A 17,780-nucleotide genomic window follows, 5' to 3' on the forward strand; every position below is an offset into this window, starting at 1 on the left:
TTGTAGACTATATTGATTACTACAACAATAAACGAATTAAGGTAAAACTAAAAGGACTCAGTCCTGTGCAATACAGAACTAAATCCTTCGGATAAATTGATTGTCTAACTTTTTGGGGTCAGTACATTCAGCACTTGATACTATGCGTTTTTTGATTATAAATACGAATTATTTAGTACAACTTCTCTTTATTGATGAACTGCTTGAGCTGCTGTGATAAGGGTCAACTTGTAGACATCATCAGCATTACATCCACGAGAGAGGTCGTTAACTGGCTTGTTCAAACCTTGCAAAACAGGTCCTACAGCCGCAAAGCCACCAAGACGTTCAGCCATCTTGTAGCCAATATTTCCTGCTTCGATACCTGGGAAGATGAAAACATTTGCTTGACCAGCTACCGTACTTCCAGGAGCTTTCAGAGCTGCAGTTTCTGGAACAAAGGCTGCATCAAATTGCAACTCACCATCGATTTCAAGGTCAGGACGCAAGTCGTGAGCAATTTTAGTTGCTTCTACAACCTTATCGACGCTCTCACCAAATCCTGAACCTTTAGTAGAATAGCTTAGCATAGCAATTTTAGGCTCGATGCCAAACATCTTAGCTGTAATTGCTGAGTTGATGGCAATTTCAGCCAAGGCTTCTGCATCAGGATTGATATTGATAGCACAGTCTCCAAATAGGTAACGTTCCGTACCACGAACCATGAGGAAGGCACCTGAAGTACGAGTCACATTTGGACGAGTTTTGATGATTTGTAGGGCTGGACGTACGGTTGAAGCTGTTGAGTGAATAGCTCCAGATACCATTCCATCAACCAAGCCCAAGTAAACCAACATAACACCAAAGTAATTGACATCTTCAACCAAAATCTTGCGTGCATCTTCTTCAGACATTTTGCCTTTACGACGCTCTACCAAGGCAGCAACCATTTCTTCAAATTGAGGATAATGTTGAGGGTCAATGACTTCATAACCATCCATGATCCCTTCAATTTCAAGATAAATTTTAATTTTTTCAGGATTTCCAAGCAAAACAGGAATCACTTCTGTTTCTTTTACCAAACGTTTAGTTGCTTGGAGAATACGAGGCTCTTCCCCTTCAGGGAGAACGATACGAGCATTTTTACCAACTAGGTTGGCTTTGAGACTTTCAAAAACTTCCATGAGTTTTCTCCTTTAAGATAATAATTATACTCTGAAACAGTTTTTATAGAGTATTAGTTGATAACTGAGTAATAAGGTTACTGAAATCATCCGGCAAGGGACTTTCTAACTGCAAGTCCTGTTCTAAAAATGGATGATAGAAGGATAGGTAATGGCAATGCAAGGCCTGACGTTGAATGCCGTCGTCCAGACTACCTCCGTACAAATCATCTCCCAACAAAGGAAAACCAATATGAGAAAAATGGACTCGAATTTGGTGGGTTCGTCCAGTGTGCAAACGAATATCTACCAGGTGAATATTTCCATAAGAAGCTACAATCTTGTAGGATGTATGGGCATACTTTCCACCTTTAGCCACCCGTCTGGTGATAATAGAGTCTTCATCACGCGCAATAGGAGCAATAATTTCCCCCTCTGGCTCCAAGTATCCCTCACCTTTAACCAAAGCAAAATAGCGTTTCTCGATAGACTTTTTCTGCAACTGCTTGTCTAATCGTGCATGGGCATAGCCGTGTTTTGCAAAGAGCATCAAGCCAGAAGTATCTCTATCAAGTCTGGTCACAATGTGAACCTGTTGATTTTCATAATTTTGCTTGACGTAGTAACCCTTGATAAAATTGGCAATGGTATTGGAGTGATTGACACTAGGAATAGAAGCCACTCCATAGGGTTTATTTAAGACTAGAAAATGGTCATCCTCATAGAGAATATCCAGTGGGCGCTCGATAGCTTCTAGAGTTTCAAATCCCTCCTCAGCAGGAATATCGATGATAACTCGGTCTCCAACATCCAATAGATAAGTTGCATTTTGCGGTTGGTCATTGACCAGAATAGCTCCGCCTCGAAACTTAATCTTGGCCAGCAGCCCCTTAGAAACCTCGTGCTTTTTCAAAAAGGTCTTAACCTTGACATGCTCATCTGCGATAAATTCAAACCTCATTCATCCACCTCGCCAATAAAAGCATCCTTAACACGATTCCAGAAACTGGTGTGGCTAGGTGATGCGACAAAGTGAATCTTATGATGGTCGATTTGATACTCAATACGCTCAATATTTCGGAAGGAATAAACGCTATTGTCAACCGAAATAGTATGATAATCGTTTCTCGTTGGAATAAGTTCAATCTTATCCTTCTTAGGAACAATAATGGAAGAGCCCAGCGTTCGATAGACACGATTATTAAGGCTGGCAATTTCCGTTAATTGCAAAGCTTCAATGGTAGAGTGTAAAACAGCTCCACCGAGCGACTTGTTATAGGCCGTACTACCAGTCGGAGTTGACACTGTCACCCCATCTCCACGAAAACGTTCAAAGGGAACTCCATTAATCACAATATCTGCCACCATGGTTCGATCCGACCTGCGGATGCTGGCTTCATTTAGTGCTCTAAAAATCTTTACTTCACCATTTTCAAGAAAGATCTTCACATTTAGAACAGGGTAAGAGACTCTTGCTCCTGTATCTAGCTGCAAATTAGTTACTAGCTTGTCCAACTCAAAATCACGATAGTCCGTATAGAAGCCCAAATGTCCCGTATGAACACCGATAAAGCGTACCTTGTCAAGCTGATTTTCGTACTTATGAAAGGCCGACAAGAGCATGCCATCCCCACCAATGGAAATAACGATATCTGGATTGGTATCATTGAGTATAAACTGATTTCTCTTCAAACGATCTCGCAATTCATACAAAACCCTTTGACTCTGTGGTTTTCTATTAGCTATCAGGTCAATTCGTTTACCTGTATTCTTCATCTGTATCGTCACTGTTTCCTACACCATCATTTAATTTTCTGCTCAAAGGATCAAAAAGTGCCTGAGCTTCTTGAATGTCATCACGAATTTTACCCATTTCTTCATCTAGCTGATGGGCAATCTTAGATGTAATTTCCAGTCGCTTCTTAATCTCCTCTGGGAAATCCCCTTGGTACTTGTAGTTGAGAGAATGTTCTATTGTTGCCCAGAAATTCATAGCCAAGGTACGAATTTGAATTTCTGCCAAAATAGTCTTGGCTCCATTGATAGTATCAACCGTATATTCTACTACCACGTGATAGGAACGGTAGCCTGAAGCCTTTCGATGAGTAATGTAATCTCGCTCCTGTATGATCCGCATATCCTGACGCTTGCGCAAAATAGCCACAACTTCTTGGACATCATCTACAAACTGGACCATCACACGCAAACCAGCTATATCCTGTAAATCGTGTTCCAAGGTCGCATAAGTAATGCCTCGACGGGCCATTTTTTCTTTTATACTCTCAATTGGCTTGACTCGACCAGTCACAAACTCAATCGGAGAATGCTTATTTTGCTTGCGATATTGCTTACGAATACCACGTAGTTTAATTTTTAACTCACCAACAGCTTGAATGTAAGGATCTAGAAATTCTTCCCATTCTAAGGTCATATATTCTCCCTTGTTCTCATATTATCCTTCAAAAATATCTTTGATTTTTTCTCCAGATTTATATACAATAAATACAAAGCTATTATAACATAAATCCGCTTTCAACGATAAAGAAAAGGTAAGAAAAATGAAACATTTAGAAATTGAATTGAAAACACTATTGAAAAAAGATGAATATAATCGTCTAAAAAACCAGTTCACTGGTATCACTCCTATTCTTCAAAAAAATTACTACATTGACACGCCTGATTTTGAACTACGAGAAAAGAAAGTCGCTATGCGTATTCGAACCTTTGAAGACTGGGCGGAATTGACACTCAAAGTCCCGCAAAGTGTTGGAAACATGGAATACAATCAAAAATTGCAGCTAAAAGATGCTGAAGATTATCTGAGTAAGGAAGAACTTCCTCAGGGGCTGGTTCTTGATGAATTGGCTAAACACGGTATACAAAACAAGAAATGGCATGTCCTTGGTTGTCTAACAACGCTTCGCTATGAAATGAAAACAGCTATTGGCCTCATGGCACTGGATGAGAGTCAGTACTTTAATATGACAGATTACGAATTAGAGCTTGAAGTGGAAGATCATGAGCAAGGCAAACAGGATTTCCAACAATTTTTAGAGAAAAATCAGATTTCCTACCAAAAAGCTCCCTCAAAATTAGTTCGATTTGTCAAAAGCATGAAAAATAGCTGAAATAATCTCCATTTTTTGGTAAAATAGAAGAGATAAAAATACACGAATCCCAGTTCATATATGCAAAACATATATAACTAGGATTTATGAAGTTTACAGAGGACGGTCTATAATGTCAGATAGAAAAAATATGAAACTTTTCGCACTCAACTCTAACCAAGAGATTGCACAAAAAATTGCTCAAGCTGTTGGTGTCCCACTTGGAAAACTGTCATCACGTCAATTTTCAGACGGAGAAATCCAAGTGAATATCGAAGAAAGTGTCCGTGGTTATGATGTTTACATCATCCAATCAACAAGTTTCCCTGTTAACAACCACCTAATGGAATTACTAATCATGGTCGATGCTTGTGTTCGCGCAAGTGCCCACAGTATAAACGTTGTCCTTCCATATTTTGGCTATGCACGTCAAGACCGCATTGCTTCACCACGTGAGCCACTTACAGCTAAACTAGTTGCCAATATGCTGGTTAAAGCTGGTGTTGATCGTATCCTTACTCTTGATTTGCATGCTGTTCAGGTTCAAGGCTTCTTTGATATCCCTGTCGATAACCTCTTCACAGTTCCCCTATTTGCAAAACATTACTGCGATAAGGGACTACTTGGGTCAGATGTTGTTGTCGTCAGCCCTAAAAATTCAGGTGTCAAACGCGCTCGTAGCTTGGCTGAGTATCTTGATGCTCCTATCGCCATTATCGACTACCCTCAAGACGATGCAACTCGCAACGAAGGCTATATCATTGGTGATGTTGAAGGTAAGAAAGCTATCTTGATTGATGATATTTTAAATACAGGACGTACCTTCTCTGAAGCTGCTAAAATCGTTGAACGTGAAGGGGCTACAGAAATTTATGCTGTTTCTAGCCACGGTCTCTTCGTCGAAGGAGCTGCTGAACTTCTTGACAATACTAGTATTAAAGAAATTCTTGTGACTGATTCAGTAGCAACAAAAGAAAAAACTCCTAAAAACGTATGCTACATCACTGCTAGTGAGTTAATTGGTGACGCTATCGTACGTATCCACGAAAGAAAACCAGTCAGCCCACTCTTTGCTTACAACAAAAAGAAATAAGGTGATTCTTTGATTTATTTGGACAATGCTGCAACGACTCCTATGTCAGCAGTTGCTATTTCAGCTATGACCAAGGTTTTACAAGAAACCCATGGCAATCCATCTAGTATCCATGGGCATGGTCGTCAAGCTGGCAAGCTTTTGCGAGAAGCCCGACAGGAACTATCCCAGTTATTGGGGACAAAACCTCAACATATCTTTTTCACTTCTGGTGGGACTGAGGGCAACAATACTGCTATCATTGGCTACTGCCTTCGTCACCAAGAACGAGGAAAACATATTATCACAACTGCCATCGAGCACCATGCTGTCCTTGAAACCATTGATTACTTGGTTCATCACTTTGGTTTTGAAGCAACCATTATCCAGCCAGAAAATCAAGAAATCACCGCCCAGCAAATTCAAGAGGCCTTACGCGATGATACGATTTTGGTTTCTACCATGTTTGCCAATAATGAGACAGGAAACCTACTTCCCATTGCTAAAATTGGCCAAATACTCAAGCAACACCCTGTTGCCTATCATGTTGATGCAGTTCAGGCTATTGGAAAAATCCCTATTCATCCAGAAGAATTGGGCATTGATTTTCTCACTGCTTCTGCCCATAAATTTCATGGCCCTAAGGGAATCGGCTTTCTCTACGCATCTAGCATGGACTTTGATTCCTATCTCCATGGTGGAGACCAAGAACAGAAAAAACGTGCAGGTACTGAAAATCTAGCTGCCATAGTAGGAATGGTTGCAGCCCTAAAAGAAGATTTAGAAAAGCAAGAAGAACATTTCCAACATGTACAAAATCTAGAAACTGCCTTTCTTGCGGAGCTTGAGGGAGTTCAGTATTACCTGAATAAAGGACAACACCATCTTCCTTATGTTCTCAATATTGGATTTCCTGGTCAGAAAAATGATCTCTTACTCCTTCGTCTAGATTTAGCTGGAATTTCAATCTCTACTGGCTCAGCCTGTACCGCAGGCATTGTTCAATCGAGCCATGTTCTTGAAGCTATGTACGGAGCAAATTCAGAACGCTTGAAGGAATCCGTTCGTATCAGTTTGTCGCCACAAAATACTGTTGAAGACCTACAAACCCTCGCAAAAACCTTAAAAGAAATTATCGGAGGTTAGCCATATGGCATTTGAAAAAACCATTCAGTTAAAAAATTGTCGTTACGACTACACTCTTAGCCCTTCTGTTAAAAAGTTTACCCTCAAGGACAATACTTTTTTTGAGACAAAGGTTGGTAACTATGAACTGACTCGCTTACTTGAAAAAGTTCCAAACAGCGGTGAAGGCTTCCAACTCAAAATCATTATCAATAAAGAGCTAACAGGGGCTAAAATCAATATCACTGACAAGTTTGGTCTCCGTCTGGTTGATATTTTCAAATCAGAAGACCACCACATTCATCAGGAAAAATTCTATTTCCTCATGGATAGTTTGGTAGAACGTGGTGTCTTTACAAAATCTGAAAGATAGGTCCTATATGTTTAAACTGACCTATAAAGACAGCTATCATGTAGAGCGTACTCTCAAGTATGAAGATTATGAGGCTCTCATGCTGGCTTTGTCAGGATGTGTGACCCTACCAGATACACTTTATGTGACTTCTTTGACTTTTGAGGGACAGGAAGTTTACCAAGGACTAGTCGGAGACCTCTACCGTTTTCTATCACATGCAGATTTTTTACATCAAAACTAAGATTTTTCTTAGTTTTTTCTTATTTTTGTTGATTTTTTCACAATGTTTCTATAAAATAGAAGAATAGAAAGGTTGTGATTTTGTGAAAGATAAACAGTCCGCTATTCCAAAAGCTACAGCAAAAAGACTCTCTCTCTACTATCGAATTTTTAAGAGATTTCATGCAGAAAAGATTGAACGTGCCAACTCTAAACAAATTGCAGAGGCCATCGGTATTGATTCTGCGACCGTACGTCGGGATTTTTCCTATTTTGGTGAACTTGGTCGTCGTGGTTTTGGCTATGATGTCAAAAAACTGATGACATTTTTTGCCGATTTGCTCAATGATAACTCTATTACCAATGTCATGCTGGTTGGTATTGGAAATATGGGGCATGCCCTGCTACACTACCGTTTCCACGAGCGTAACAAGATGAAAATCATCATGGCCTTTGACCTAGATGACCATCCTGAAGTCGGTACGCAAACTCCTGATGGAATTCCTATTTACGGGATTTCTCAAATCAAAGAAAAAATCAAGGATGCTGATGTTAAGACTGCTATCCTGACCGTTCCCAGCGTTAAGTCACAAGAGGTCGCTAATCTCTTGGTTGATGCTGGCGTGAAAGGAATTCTCAGTTTTTCACCAGTTCATCTTCATTTACCAAAAGACGTGGTCGTTCAATATGTTGATTTGACAAGTGAACTCCAAACCCTCCTCTACTTCATGCGAAAAGAGGATTAGAAAGCGAAAATCATTTTATGAAAAAACCAGTTATTGGGATTACAGGAAACGAAAAAACTCATCCAGATGATGACATCATGATGAGCTACGTAGCAAAAGGCTTTGTTGAAAGCGTTAAAGACGCTGGAGGGATTCCCATCATCCTACCGATTGGTGATTATGGGGCATGCCCTGCTACACTACCGTTTCCACGAGCGTAACAAGATGAAAATCATCATGGCCTTTGACCTAGATGACCATCCTGAAGTCGGTACGCAAACTCCTGATGGAATTCCTATTTACGGGATTTCTCAAATCAAAGAAAAAATCAAGGATGCTGATGTTAAGACTGCTATCCTGACCGTTCCCAGCGTTAAGTCACAAGAGGTCGCTAATCTCTTGGTTGATGCTGGCGTGAAAGGAATTCTCAGTTTTTCACCAGTTCATCTTCATTTACCAAAAGACGTGGTCGTTCAATATGTTGATTTGACAAGTGAACTCCAAACCCTCCTCTACTTCATGCGAAAAGAGGATTAGAAAGCGAAAATCATTTTATGAAAAAACCAGTTATTGGGATTACAGGAAACGAAAAAACTCATCCAGATGATGACATCATGATGAGCTACGTAGCAAAAGGCTTTGTTGAAAGCGTTAAAGACGCTGGAGGGATTCCCATCATCCTACCGATTGGTGATCAAGAAATGGCCTGCCACTATATCAGTATGATTGACAAGCTCATCTTAACAGGTGGGCAAAATGTTGATCCAAAATTCTATGGTGAACCAAAAACTATTGATAGCGATGACTACCACCTTCAAAGAGATATCTTCGAACTGTCCCTCATTAAGGAAGCTATCAAACAGAAAAAGCCAATTTTCTCCATCTGTCGTGGGACTCAACTCTTTAACGTTGCTATGGGTGGGACTCTGTATCAAGATATCGAAGACCACTGGCAGGATTCTTCTGCTGAGTACACAACCCAACGCTTGGTGACAGAACCAAACACTGTTCTTCGAGAAATCTATGGAGAAATCTCTCATATCAACTCCTTCCACCACCAGAGTATCAAAGATTTAGCACCAAATTTAAAGATTGCGGCTCATGATCCTAAAGATGGTATCATTGAAGCTGTCATAAGTACGGATGATGTTGCCTTTCTCGGTGTCCAATGGCACCCAGAATTTCTATTTGAAAATCGTCCCAAGGATAAAAACCTCTTTGACTATGTCGTCAATGAACTTTAGATTAAATCTGTCTTTTCACGATAACTGAAGTAATTAGAATGAGAGACAATCAAATGGTCCAAGAGAACAATCCCCATCAGGTCGCAGGCTTCTTTGACAAGTTTAGTGACATGATCATCATTTCGACTAGGTGCTACCGCTCCTGAAGGATGATTGTGGACCAAGATGAGAGAAGTCGCCATATGCTTGATTGCATAGTGAAGAATCTCTCGCGGTTCAGCTATACTACGAGTTGCAGAACCGATAAAAATTGTCTGTTGATGGATGATTTGATTTTGAGTATTGAGATAGAGCGCCACCAGGTGCTCTTGTTTTTTATGTCCCAACTCCTGTTGCATCTTCTTGGCTAACTTTTGACTGCTGAGAATACTTTCCATTTCAAGGGTCTCGTGTTTGTGGATACGATGCCCCAGTTCAATCATAGCTTGCAATTCTATAGCCTTAACTCGCCCGATGCCAGACAGACTCTGCAATTCCTGCAGGGTCATTTTTTTTAAATCCGTTAAGCTTGAAAGATTGCTCAAGACTTTCTGGGCAATTTCAAAAACACTAGCCTGACGTGTTCCTGTTCTGAGTAAAATAGCTAGTAACTCTTGATTACTGAGCGCTTCTACTCCTTCTTGGGCCAGTCTTTCTCTTGGCAATAGTGAATCTTCTTGGAATGAAATACTGTACATAAAAATCCTCCTCACTTTATTATTCGTGAGAAGGATGAAAAATTAGATTTTTTTCTCAATTGGGGCTACACTGGCTAAAAGTTTTTTCAGGCCAACCTCTGGGAAATTGATTTTCAACTCCTGCGTAGCACCGCTACCTGAAACTTCCAGAACAGTTCCCTCTCCCCATTTATTGTGGAGGGCAATATCACCAATGGACCAATTTGTCTCACTAGACGCTGATTTTGCGCCAGCTGTAAATTGACCAAATGGGAGACCGCTTGATTGGATAGTTCTTGGGGCAGCACTACGTTTACGGTCTTGAAGAGCTTGGGCAAGACTCATACCTTGACCGAAGGCAAGAGCACCACTGCTATAAGACGCTTTAAAACTTGTATTTGCAGGACGAGCCAGACCTTGATATTCAAGCAAGTCTGAACTGATTTCGTTAATAAAACGAGTCGGACGGTTGTAGTTGGTACGACCAAAAAGCAGGCGCGAGTTGGCATTGGTCAGATAGAGGACTTTCTCTGCACGCGTAATTCCTACATAGGCCAGACGGCGTTCTTCTTCTAATTCATCTGGATCCTCAGCTGCACGACTAAGCGGGAAGACATTTTCTTCCATCCCAATCAAAAAGACAACTGGAAACTCGAGACCTTTGGCAGCATGCAGGGTCATCAGGGTCACTTCTGATGTCTCCTGACTACCTGAATCTGTGTCTGCAATTAAGGCCAAATCATTTAAGAAACGACTCAGTTTATCCAGACCAGTTTCCTCTTCTGACACATTAGAGGTGTCATCAAAGTTTTTCGTCACAGAAAGGAACTCTTCGATATTTTCAACCCGAGCCTTACTTTCCAGAGTTGCTTGAGCATTAAGAATATCAATGTAACCTGTTTTTTCTAGAACTGCTTCAACCAACTCAGTAATGCTTAACTGGTCCAGTTGCTCCCGCAAATCCAGAATCATATTGGCAAAATCCCAGATAGACTGGGCTGCTTTTCCTTTGATGCCAGACAACATGATGTTTGCTGAAGCATCTATCATAGACACATTTTGCATATTTGCAAAATCACGGATTTTCTCAACAGTGCCTGGCCCAATTCCACGTTTCGGTTCGTTGATAATACGCTCAAAACTGATATTGTCACTCAAATTGGCAATGAGGTTGAGGTAAGCGATAATATCACGGATTTCCTTACGGCTGTAGAACTTTGTTCCTCCAACCATGGTATAAGGAATATTTGACTTGAGCAAGGCTTCCTCAATAGTACGAGACTGCGCATTTGTACGATAGAGAACTGCAAAATCCTTGTGAAGGAAGTTTTGACTACGACCTAGTTCATCAATTGTTCTGGCTACAAATACAGCCTCATCTAGCTCATCATTGGCACGATAGTAAACGATTTGCTCCCCTTCAGCATTCTGGGTCCAGAGATTCTTAGGACGGCGGTTTTTATTGTTTTTAATGACCTCGTTGGCCGCTTGAAGAATGGTTTTAGTTGAGCGGTAATTCTCCTCCAACAAAACAACCTTGGCTTGGGGATAATCTTTCTCGAAATCCAAAATATTCTGCATATCAGCACCACGCCAACCGTAGATAGACTGGTCCGCATCCCCAACCACACAGATATTTTTAAATCGCGAAGCCAAGAGTTTGACCAATTGGTACTGGGCATGGTTGGTATCTTGGTACTCATCAACGTGGATGTACTGGAACTTCTGCTGATAGTAGGTCAAAACATCAGGATTTTGATCAAAGAGACGCAAGGTCAGCATAATCAAATCATCAAAGTCAACTGACTCCGACTGACGCAGTTCTTTTTGGTAAGCAGTGTAACACTGGGACACGATTTGCGTATACATATCGCCAGCTTGGGCAGCATAAGCTACATCATCAATCAGGTCATTCTTGGCATTGGAAATGGTCCCTAAGATGCTTCGTTCATTCCATTTTTTAGGATCCAAGTTCAACTGCTTGAGAATGCGTTTCATGAGCGTTCGCTGCTCCCCAGGATCTACAATAGTGAAATTGCGGTTGTAGCCAATATGGTCCGCATCACGACGCAAAATACGAACACACATGGAGTGGAAGGTCGCAATCAGACAGTCCTGAGTAGCTGGATTAAGGTTATAAGCACGCTCTTTCATCTCACGCGCAGCCTTGTTGGTAAAGGTAATGGCCAAGATATTCCAAGGATTGACTAGCTTTTCATCAATCAAATAAGCAATGCGGTGGGTCAAAACTCGAGTCTTCCCAGAGCCAGCCCCTGCCATGATTAACAAGGGACCTTCTGTCGTTTGCACCGCCTCAGCCTGACGGTCATTCATTCCATTTAATAATGCGTTCATCTTCTCTTCCTTACTCTTGAAGTCAATATTTCTATTATATCAGAAATCAGGGAAAATATCTTTACCTAGACTGGTTGCGTCTAGAAGGCAACTCCTTATATCTAGATAAAAAAATGAGCTTGGATTACAATTTCCAAACTCATTTATTACTCAATGAAAATCGAAGTGCAAACTAGGAAGCTAGCCGCAGGCTGTACTTGAGTACGGCAAGGTGAAGCTGACGTGGTTTGAAGAGATTTTCGAAGAGTATAAAGTCAATTTCAATATACTAGAACAAACCTAATACTGTTCCATCGCTTTCAACATCCATGTTGAGAGCAGCTGGTCGTTTTGGAAGGCCTGGCATGGTCATAACATCGCCAGTTAGAGCAACGATAAAGCCTGCCCCTAATTTTGGTACTAATTCACGAATGGTAATTTCAAAGTTTTCAGGTGCTCCAAGTGCATTTGGATTGTCTGAGAAACTGTACTGAGTCTTAGCCATACAGATTGGCAATTTGTCCCAACCGTTTTGAACGATTTGAGCGATTTGTGTTTGAGCTTTCTTCTCAAAGTTTACTTTGCTACCACGGTAGATTTCAGTAACAATCTTTTCAATCTTTTCTTGGACAGAAAGGTCATTATCGTACAAACGTTTGTAGTTAGCTGGATTTTCAGAGATAGTCTTGACAACCGTTTCAGCAAGAGCTACTCCACCTTCTGCACCATCAGCCCAGACACTTGCCAACTCAACTGGTACATCGATTGAGGCACAAAGTTCTTTCAAGGCTGCAATTTCAGCTTCTGTATCAGAAACAAATTCATTGATTGCTACAACTGCAGGTACTCCAAATTTACGGATATTTTCAACATGGCGTTTCAAGTTGGCAAAACCTGCTCTAACTGCTTCTACATTTTCCTCTGTCAAAGCGTCTTTAGCCACGCCACCATTCATCTTAAGGGCACGAAGGGTTGCAACAATAACTACTGCATCTGGAGATGTTGGCAAGTTTGGTGTCTTAATATCAAGGAATTTCTCGGCACCAAGGTCTGCACCGAAACCAGCTTCAGTAACTGTGTAATCAGCCAAGTGAAGGGCTGTGCTTGTTGCCAAGACTGAATTACATCCGTGAGCAATATTGGCAAATGGACCACCGTGTACAAAAGCAGGCGTTCCATAAATTGTCTGAACCAAGTTTGGCTTAATCGCATCCTTCAAAATCAAAGCCAAGGCACCTTCAACCTGCAAATCACCTACAGAAACTGGTGTACGTTCATAACGATAACCGATAACGATATTGGCCAAACGGTGTTTCAAGTCCTCGATGTCTGTTGCCAAGCAAAGAATCGCCATGATTTCAGAAGCGACGGTAATGTCAAAGCCATCCTCACGAGGAATACCGTTTAGAGGGCCACCAAGTCCAACAGTCACATGGCGAAGAGCACGGTCGTTCAAGTCCACTACACGTTTCCAGAGGATACGACGTTGGTCAATTCCCAGCTCATTGCCTTGGTGCAAGTGGTTGTCAATCAAGGCAGAAAGGGCGTTGTTGGCAGTTGTAATGGCATGCATATCCCCAGTAAAGTGGAGATTGATGTCCTCCATTGGTAAAACTTGAGCGTAGCCACCTCCTGCAGCACCCCCCTTAATCCCCATTACTGGACCAAGAGATGGTTCGCGGATAGCAATCATGGTTTTCTTGCCAATCTTGTTCAAGGCATCCGCAAGACCAATGGTAATAGTTGATTTTCCTTCGCCTGCAGGTGTTGGATTGATGGCAGTAACCAAAATCAATTTCCCAACTGGATTGCTCTCAACTGCACGAATTTTATCAAAGCTAAGCTTAGCCTTGTACTTTCCATACAACTCCAAATCGTCGTAAGAAATACCAAGTTTCTCTACAACATCAACGATTGGTTTCAACTCAATACTCTGTGCGATTTCAATATCTGTTTTCATTCAAAACTCCTCTAACCTCTTATATGATAATTCATTATAACACAAAACAAGATTTTTAACATCCAAAAACTCTCTAAACGTTCGTAAATATCCCTATTTTTAAGGTTTTTAGAGCCCTTTCTTAAATTTTATATGGCTTTATAGTTTGAAACTATAGTAAATCTCCGTTTTTACCAAAAATTTATCGCTTTCATTTTACTTACCGTTTATTTTTGTGTACAATAGTGCTATGAAAATTTTAGTTACATCGGGCGGTACCAGTGAAGCTATTGATAGCGTCCGCTCTATCACTAACCATTCTACCGGTCGCTTGGGCAAAATCATCACAGAAACCTTGCTTGCTGCAGGGTATGAAGTTTGTTTGATTACAACAAAACGAGCTCTGAAGCCAAAAGCTCATCCCAACCTAAATATTATAGAAATTAACAATACCAAGGACCTTCTTCTGGAAATGCAAGAACGTGTTCAGGATTATCAGGTCTTAATCCACTCAATGGCTGTTTCTGACTACACTCCTGTCTATATGACAGGGCTTGAGGAAGTCCAAGCTAGCTCCAATATAGAAGAGTTTTTAAGCAAGCAAAATCATCAGACTAAGATTTCTTCAACTGATGAGGTTCAGGTTTTGTTCCTTAAAAAAACACCCAAAATCATCTCTCTAGTCAAGGAATGGAATCCTACTATTCATCTGATTGGTTTCAAACTGCTTGTTGATGTCTCTGAGGATTATCTCATCGAGATTGCCCGAAAAAGTCTTATCAAGAATCAAGCAGACTTAATCATTGCAAATGACCAAACTCAAATTTCAACAGACAAGCATCGTGCAATCTTTGTTGAGAAAGATCAGCTTCAAACAGTCAAGACTAAAGAAGAAATTGCAGAACTCCTCCTTGAAAAAATTCAAGCCTACCATTCTTAGAAAGGAAAGATATGGCACATATTCTCTTGGCTGTAACAGGGTCAATCGCCTCTTACAAGTCGGCAGATTTAGTCAGTTCTCTAAAAAAACAAGGTCATCAAGTCACGGTTTTAATGACTCAGGCCGCTACAGAGTTTATCCAACCTTTGACACTACAGGTCTTATCACAGAATCCTGTCCACCTTGATGTCATGAAGGAACCCTATCCTAATCAGATTAATCATATCGAACTTGGAAAAAAGGCAGACTTATTTATCGTAGCCCCTGGAACAGCTAACACAATTGCAAAGCTAGCCCACGGCTATGCTGACAACATGGTAACCAGCATAGCTCTAGCCTTGCCAAAAAATATTCCTAAACTCATCGCACCTGCTATGAATACAAAGATGTATGAACATCCAGCAACTCAGGCTAATCTGAAAACATTAGAAACCTACGGCTATCAGCTAATTTCTCCTAAGGAATCTTTACTAGCTTGTGGAGACCACGGAAGAGGAGCCTTAGCCGACCTCACAATTATTTTAGAAAGAATAGAGGAAACTCTCGATGAAAAAACGCTCTAATATTGCACCTATTGCTATCTTTTTTGCAACCATGCTCGTGATACACTTTCTGAGCTCGCTTGCCTTTAATCTTTTTCCATTTCCAATCAAACCGACCATTGTTCATATTCCTGTCATTATTGCCAGCATTATCTATGGTCCACGAGTTGGGGTTACACTTGGATTTTTGATGGGACTTCTTAGCTTGACCGTTAACACTATTACAATTCTACCGACAAGCTACCTCTTCTCACCATTTGTACCAAATGGAAACATCTACTCAGCTATCATTGCCATCGTCCCACGTATTTTGATTGGTTTAACTCCTTATCTAGTCTATAAACTAATGAAAAACAAGACTGGTCTGATTTTAGCTGGTGCCCTAGGCTCACTTACCAACACAGTCTTTGTACTTGGTGGAATTTTCTACCTTTTTGGAAATGTCTTTGATGGTAATATCCAAAAACTCTTAGCAACCGTTATCTCAACAAACTCCATTGCCGAATTAGTCATTTCCGCAGTTCTAACCCTAGCCATTGTTCCACGACTACAGACTTTAAAAAAATAAAAACAATCTCCACTTTCAAACCTGAAGGTGGAGATTTTGTTTGATATAGTTACTATTATTAGTGAAATCTTTACCAATATCTAACTATAGTGGATTTAACCTAGAATATTACACCAAGGATTCTAAAACGTTTCTAGAAATTAATTTGACTTTCCTAATCTCTTTGTTCATATCTTATTTCAATCTACTATAAAAATGACCTATAAACCTAAGTAAATCCTTGCTTTATTGTCTTGTTTATAGTACTATACTAGTGTATATACAGTTAAAAAGGAGATTCTTATGAATACACGGAAAAAGACACAATTTATGACAATGACAGCCCTTTTAACGGCTATTGCGATTTTGATTCCAATTGTTATGCCCTTTAAGATTGTCATTCCACCTGCTTCTTACACTTTGGGGAGCCATATCGCTATTTTTATCGCTATGTTCTTGTCGCCCTTGATGGCAGTTTTTGTCATCCTAGCCTCTAGTTTTGGATTTTTGATGGCTGGCTATCCTATGGTTATCGTTTTTCGAGCTTTTTCCCATATCTTTTTTGGTACTTTGGGAGCTCTTTACCTACAAAAATTCCCCGATACACTAGATAAACCAAAAACTTCCTGGATTTTCAACTTTGTTTTGGCTGTCGTTCATGCCCTTGCTGAAGTATTAGCCTGTGTCCTTTTTTACGCAACTTCTGGTACTAATGTAGAAAATATGTTTTATGTTCTCTTTGTGCTAGTTGGATTTGGTACAATCATCCATAGTATGGTAGACTATACATTAGCACTAGCTGTCTATAAAGTGCTTCGAAAACGCCGGTAAAAGGAAGAACTATGACAAAAGATCGCAAACAAGCCCTGCTCCAACTCTTGAAAGAAGCTCCTAAAGCCCTCAATGGCCAAAGTTTGGCGGAACATTTTCATGTCACACGTCAGGTCATTGTCCAGGACATTGCAATTTTGAGAGCCGATGGCGCTCCTATCCTATCCACCAATCGTGGCTACGTCTATAAGCAAGTTGATGTCAATCCATACGTCCACAAACTTTTCAAAGTTAAACATGAAGTTGAAGAAATCGGGCAGGAACTCCTTGCTATCGTAGATAATGGTGGACGTGTTCAAAATACCTTGATTGACCATCCCGTTTATGGAGAAATTGAAACCTTGCTGAAACTGTCTTGTCGCAGAGATGTGCAACATTTTCTAGAACAAGTCGAGCATTCTGATTTTAGACCTCTGTCTGAATTAACAGATGGCATCCATTACCACCTAGTCGAAGCTGAAACACAACAAGACCTCCACTATATCGAGGAGGCCTTGGATCAACTTGGTTATTTAGTAAAAGACTAGAAGATTTTCTTCTCCCAATCATCTTCTGTACGGCGAGGGTAGAAAAACTCTGATTTGTCAGGAGCTTCCATCATTTCCATCAAAGGTAACATATCATAGGCCAGATCCAAGTTTGGAAGCTGGTCTTTTTGCACCCAAGAAACTTCTCCTTCTTCTGAAGATTGAAGAGTTCCAGTAAACTCGGTCGCCTTATAACAAATGACAATATAGCGCCCACCTGTATCTAGTGGCCAATTTTTAATGCCGACAAGTTGAGGATTCTGAATAGTCAACCCTGTTTCTTCGTAGATCTCACGAATGACAGACTCTACGAAAGATTCGCCATTTTCTACATGGCCTCCTGGAAAGGCATAACCAGACCAGCGATTGTTTTCAGGAGCACGATACTGCATCACCACGCGCTGAGTTTCGAGGTCTTCAATCAGACAAATATTTGTTAAAATCGTTAATTGGGAACGGGACATAAATTTACTCG

At 40.6% G+C, this 17,780-nt stretch carries 21 protein-coding genes and 2 pseudogenes; 15 read left to right on the plus strand and 8 right to left on the minus strand.

The genetic code is table 11. From position 1 onward, the window contains the following. Window positions 1-95 (plus strand): IS3 family transposase (locus FJR73_RS08265; RefSeq protein WP_140834408.1); only part of this gene is annotated, 95 nt, incomplete at its 5' end. A gap of 93 nt (window positions 96-188) precedes the next feature. On the opposite strand, the gene pta is transcribed toward FJR73_RS08265, so the two are convergent. From pta to FJR73_RS08285, 4 genes are read right to left on the minus strand one after another with little or no spacing between them, the layout of a single operon-like run. Beyond that, window positions 189-1,163: a phosphate acetyltransferase gene (gene pta, locus FJR73_RS08270; protein ID WP_140834410.1), complete on the minus strand. Its 975-nt coding sequence runs from the start codon at window positions 1,161-1,163 to the stop codon at window positions 189-191. Between the two features lie 43 nt (window positions 1,164-1,206). Continuing rightward, the gene (locus FJR73_RS08275; protein WP_001209996.1) at window positions 1,207-2,103 is read right to left on the minus strand and encodes an RluA family pseudouridine synthase; all 897 of its coding nucleotides are present in this window, start codon (window positions 2,101-2,103) and stop codon (window positions 1,207-1,209) included. Continuing rightward, window positions 2,100-2,918 (minus strand): NAD kinase, encoded by an 819-nt coding sequence (locus FJR73_RS08280; protein ID WP_140834412.1) that lies wholly within the window; start codon window positions 2,916-2,918, stop codon window positions 2,100-2,102. Before FJR73_RS08280 ends, FJR73_RS08275 begins: the two co-directional genes overlap by 4 nt. Further along, a complete protein-coding gene (locus tag FJR73_RS08285) occupies window positions 2,902-3,573 on the minus strand; it encodes a GTP pyrophosphokinase family protein (RefSeq protein WP_000171685.1) in 672 nt (223 codons plus the stop codon). The genes FJR73_RS08280 and FJR73_RS08285 overlap by 17 nt, the downstream gene beginning before the upstream one ends. Before the next feature lie 127 nt (window positions 3,574-3,700). Between FJR73_RS08285 and FJR73_RS08290 the strand changes: the two genes are divergently transcribed. The 9 genes and pseudogenes from FJR73_RS08290 (at window position 3,701) to FJR73_RS08325 (ending at window position 8,989) form a co-directional block, all read left to right on the plus strand. Continuing rightward, entirely contained in the window at window positions 3,701-4,270 is a 570-nt protein-coding gene (locus tag FJR73_RS08290; protein WP_140834414.1) for a CYTH domain-containing protein, read from the plus strand. Between the two features lie 112 nt (window positions 4,271-4,382). Next, window positions 4,383-5,342: a ribose-phosphate diphosphokinase gene (locus FJR73_RS08295; RefSeq protein ID WP_001283819.1), complete on the plus strand. Its 960-nt coding sequence runs from the start codon at window positions 4,383-4,385 to the stop codon at window positions 5,340-5,342. A 9-nt stretch (window positions 5,343-5,351) separates the two neighbouring features. After that, on the plus strand, window positions 5,352-6,467 hold the full coding sequence (locus tag FJR73_RS08300) for a cysteine desulfurase family protein (protein ID WP_140834415.1): 1,116 nt from the start codon (window positions 5,352-5,354) through the stop codon (window positions 6,465-6,467). 4 nt (window positions 6,468-6,471) lie between these two features. After that, a complete protein-coding gene (locus tag FJR73_RS08305) occupies window positions 6,472-6,819 on the plus strand; it encodes a DUF1831 domain-containing protein (RefSeq protein WP_000863540.1) in 348 nt (115 codons plus the stop codon). Window positions 6,820-6,826: 7 nt separating this feature from the next. After that, window positions 6,827-7,042: a DUF4649 family protein gene (locus FJR73_RS08310; protein ID WP_061759713.1), complete on the plus strand. Its 216-nt coding sequence runs from the start codon at window positions 6,827-6,829 to the stop codon at window positions 7,040-7,042. An 82-nt stretch (window positions 7,043-7,124) separates the two neighbouring features. Then, complete coding sequence (locus FJR73_RS08315) at window positions 7,125-7,766, plus strand: redox-sensing transcriptional repressor Rex (RefSeq protein ID WP_020901411.1); 642 nt, start codon at window positions 7,125-7,127, stop codon at window positions 7,764-7,766. A gap of 17 nt (window positions 7,767-7,783) precedes the next feature. After that, window positions 7,784-7,921, plus strand: a pseudogene (locus FJR73_RS10590) (gamma-glutamyl-gamma-aminobutyrate hydrolase family protein); the annotation flags it as partial. Between the two features lie 4 nt (window positions 7,922-7,925). After that, window positions 7,926-8,282 (plus strand): annotated as a pseudogene (locus FJR73_RS08320) (hypothetical protein); the annotation flags it as partial. Window positions 8,283-8,299: 17 nt separating this feature from the next. Continuing rightward, window positions 8,300-8,989: a gamma-glutamyl-gamma-aminobutyrate hydrolase family protein gene (locus tag FJR73_RS08325; protein ID WP_140834417.1), complete on the plus strand. Its 690-nt coding sequence runs from the start codon at window positions 8,300-8,302 to the stop codon at window positions 8,987-8,989. Here the strand turns inward: FJR73_RS08325 and radC are convergent. From radC to FJR73_RS08345, 3 genes are all read right to left on the minus strand, one after another. Next, window positions 8,986-9,666, minus strand: coding sequence for a DNA repair protein RadC (gene radC / locus FJR73_RS08330; protein WP_000286933.1), 681 nt, complete (start codon window positions 9,664-9,666; stop codon window positions 8,986-8,988). The genes FJR73_RS08325 and radC overlap by 4 nt on opposite strands. Window positions 9,667-9,708: 42 nt before the next feature. Beyond that, window positions 9,709-12,000 carry a DNA helicase PcrA gene (pcrA, locus tag FJR73_RS08335; RefSeq protein WP_140834419.1) on the minus strand — a complete coding sequence of 764 codons (2,292 nt, stop codon included), beginning with the start codon at window positions 11,998-12,000 and terminating at the stop codon, window positions 9,709-9,711. A 268-nt stretch (window positions 12,001-12,268) separates the two neighbouring features. Further along, window positions 12,269-13,939: a formate--tetrahydrofolate ligase gene (locus tag FJR73_RS08345; RefSeq protein WP_140834421.1), complete on the minus strand. Its 1,671-nt coding sequence runs from the start codon at window positions 13,937-13,939 to the stop codon at window positions 12,269-12,271. A 229-nt stretch (window positions 13,940-14,168) separates the two neighbouring features. On the opposite strand from FJR73_RS08345, the gene coaB reads away from it, so the two are divergent. The 5 genes from coaB to FJR73_RS08370 all read left to right on the plus strand — a co-directional run bounded on the left by coaB (window position 14,169) and on the right by FJR73_RS08370 (window position 17,305). After that, the gene (coaB, locus tag FJR73_RS08350; protein ID WP_140834423.1) at window positions 14,169-14,858 is read left to right on the plus strand and encodes a phosphopantothenate--cysteine ligase; all 690 of its coding nucleotides are present in this window, start codon (window positions 14,169-14,171) and stop codon (window positions 14,856-14,858) included. An 11-nt stretch (window positions 14,859-14,869) separates the two neighbouring features. After that, on the plus strand, window positions 14,870-15,421 hold the full coding sequence (coaC, locus tag FJR73_RS08355; RefSeq protein WP_140834425.1) for a phosphopantothenoylcysteine decarboxylase: 552 nt from the start codon (window positions 14,870-14,872) through the stop codon (window positions 15,419-15,421). Further along, on the plus strand, window positions 15,405-15,968 hold the full coding sequence (locus FJR73_RS08360; RefSeq protein WP_050103755.1) for an ECF transporter S component: 564 nt from the start codon (window positions 15,405-15,407) through the stop codon (window positions 15,966-15,968). The genes coaC and FJR73_RS08360 overlap by 17 nt, the downstream gene beginning before the upstream one ends. 282 nt (window positions 15,969-16,250) lie before the next feature. Beyond that, window positions 16,251-16,778 (plus strand): ECF transporter S component, encoded by a 528-nt coding sequence (locus tag FJR73_RS08365; protein ID WP_140834427.1) that lies wholly within the window; start codon window positions 16,251-16,253, stop codon window positions 16,776-16,778. Between the two features lie 11 nt (window positions 16,779-16,789). Continuing rightward, window positions 16,790-17,305, plus strand: a complete 516-nt coding sequence (locus tag FJR73_RS08370; RefSeq protein WP_000159189.1) for a transcription repressor NadR — start codon at window positions 16,790-16,792, stop codon at window positions 17,303-17,305. Here FJR73_RS08370 and FJR73_RS08375 read toward each other — a convergent pair. Further along, complete coding sequence (locus FJR73_RS08375; protein WP_140834429.1) at window positions 17,302-17,769, minus strand: 8-oxo-dGTP diphosphatase; 468 nt, start codon at window positions 17,767-17,769, stop codon at window positions 17,302-17,304. The two genes, FJR73_RS08370 and FJR73_RS08375, sit on opposite strands and share 4 nt — an antisense overlap. Window positions 17,770-17,780: the final 11 nt, after the last annotated feature.

The sequence above is a fragment of the Streptococcus sp. D2 genome, assembly GCF_006385825.1.
Classification (GTDB): Bacteria; Bacillota; Bacilli; order Lactobacillales; family Streptococcaceae; genus Streptococcus; species Streptococcus shenyangsis.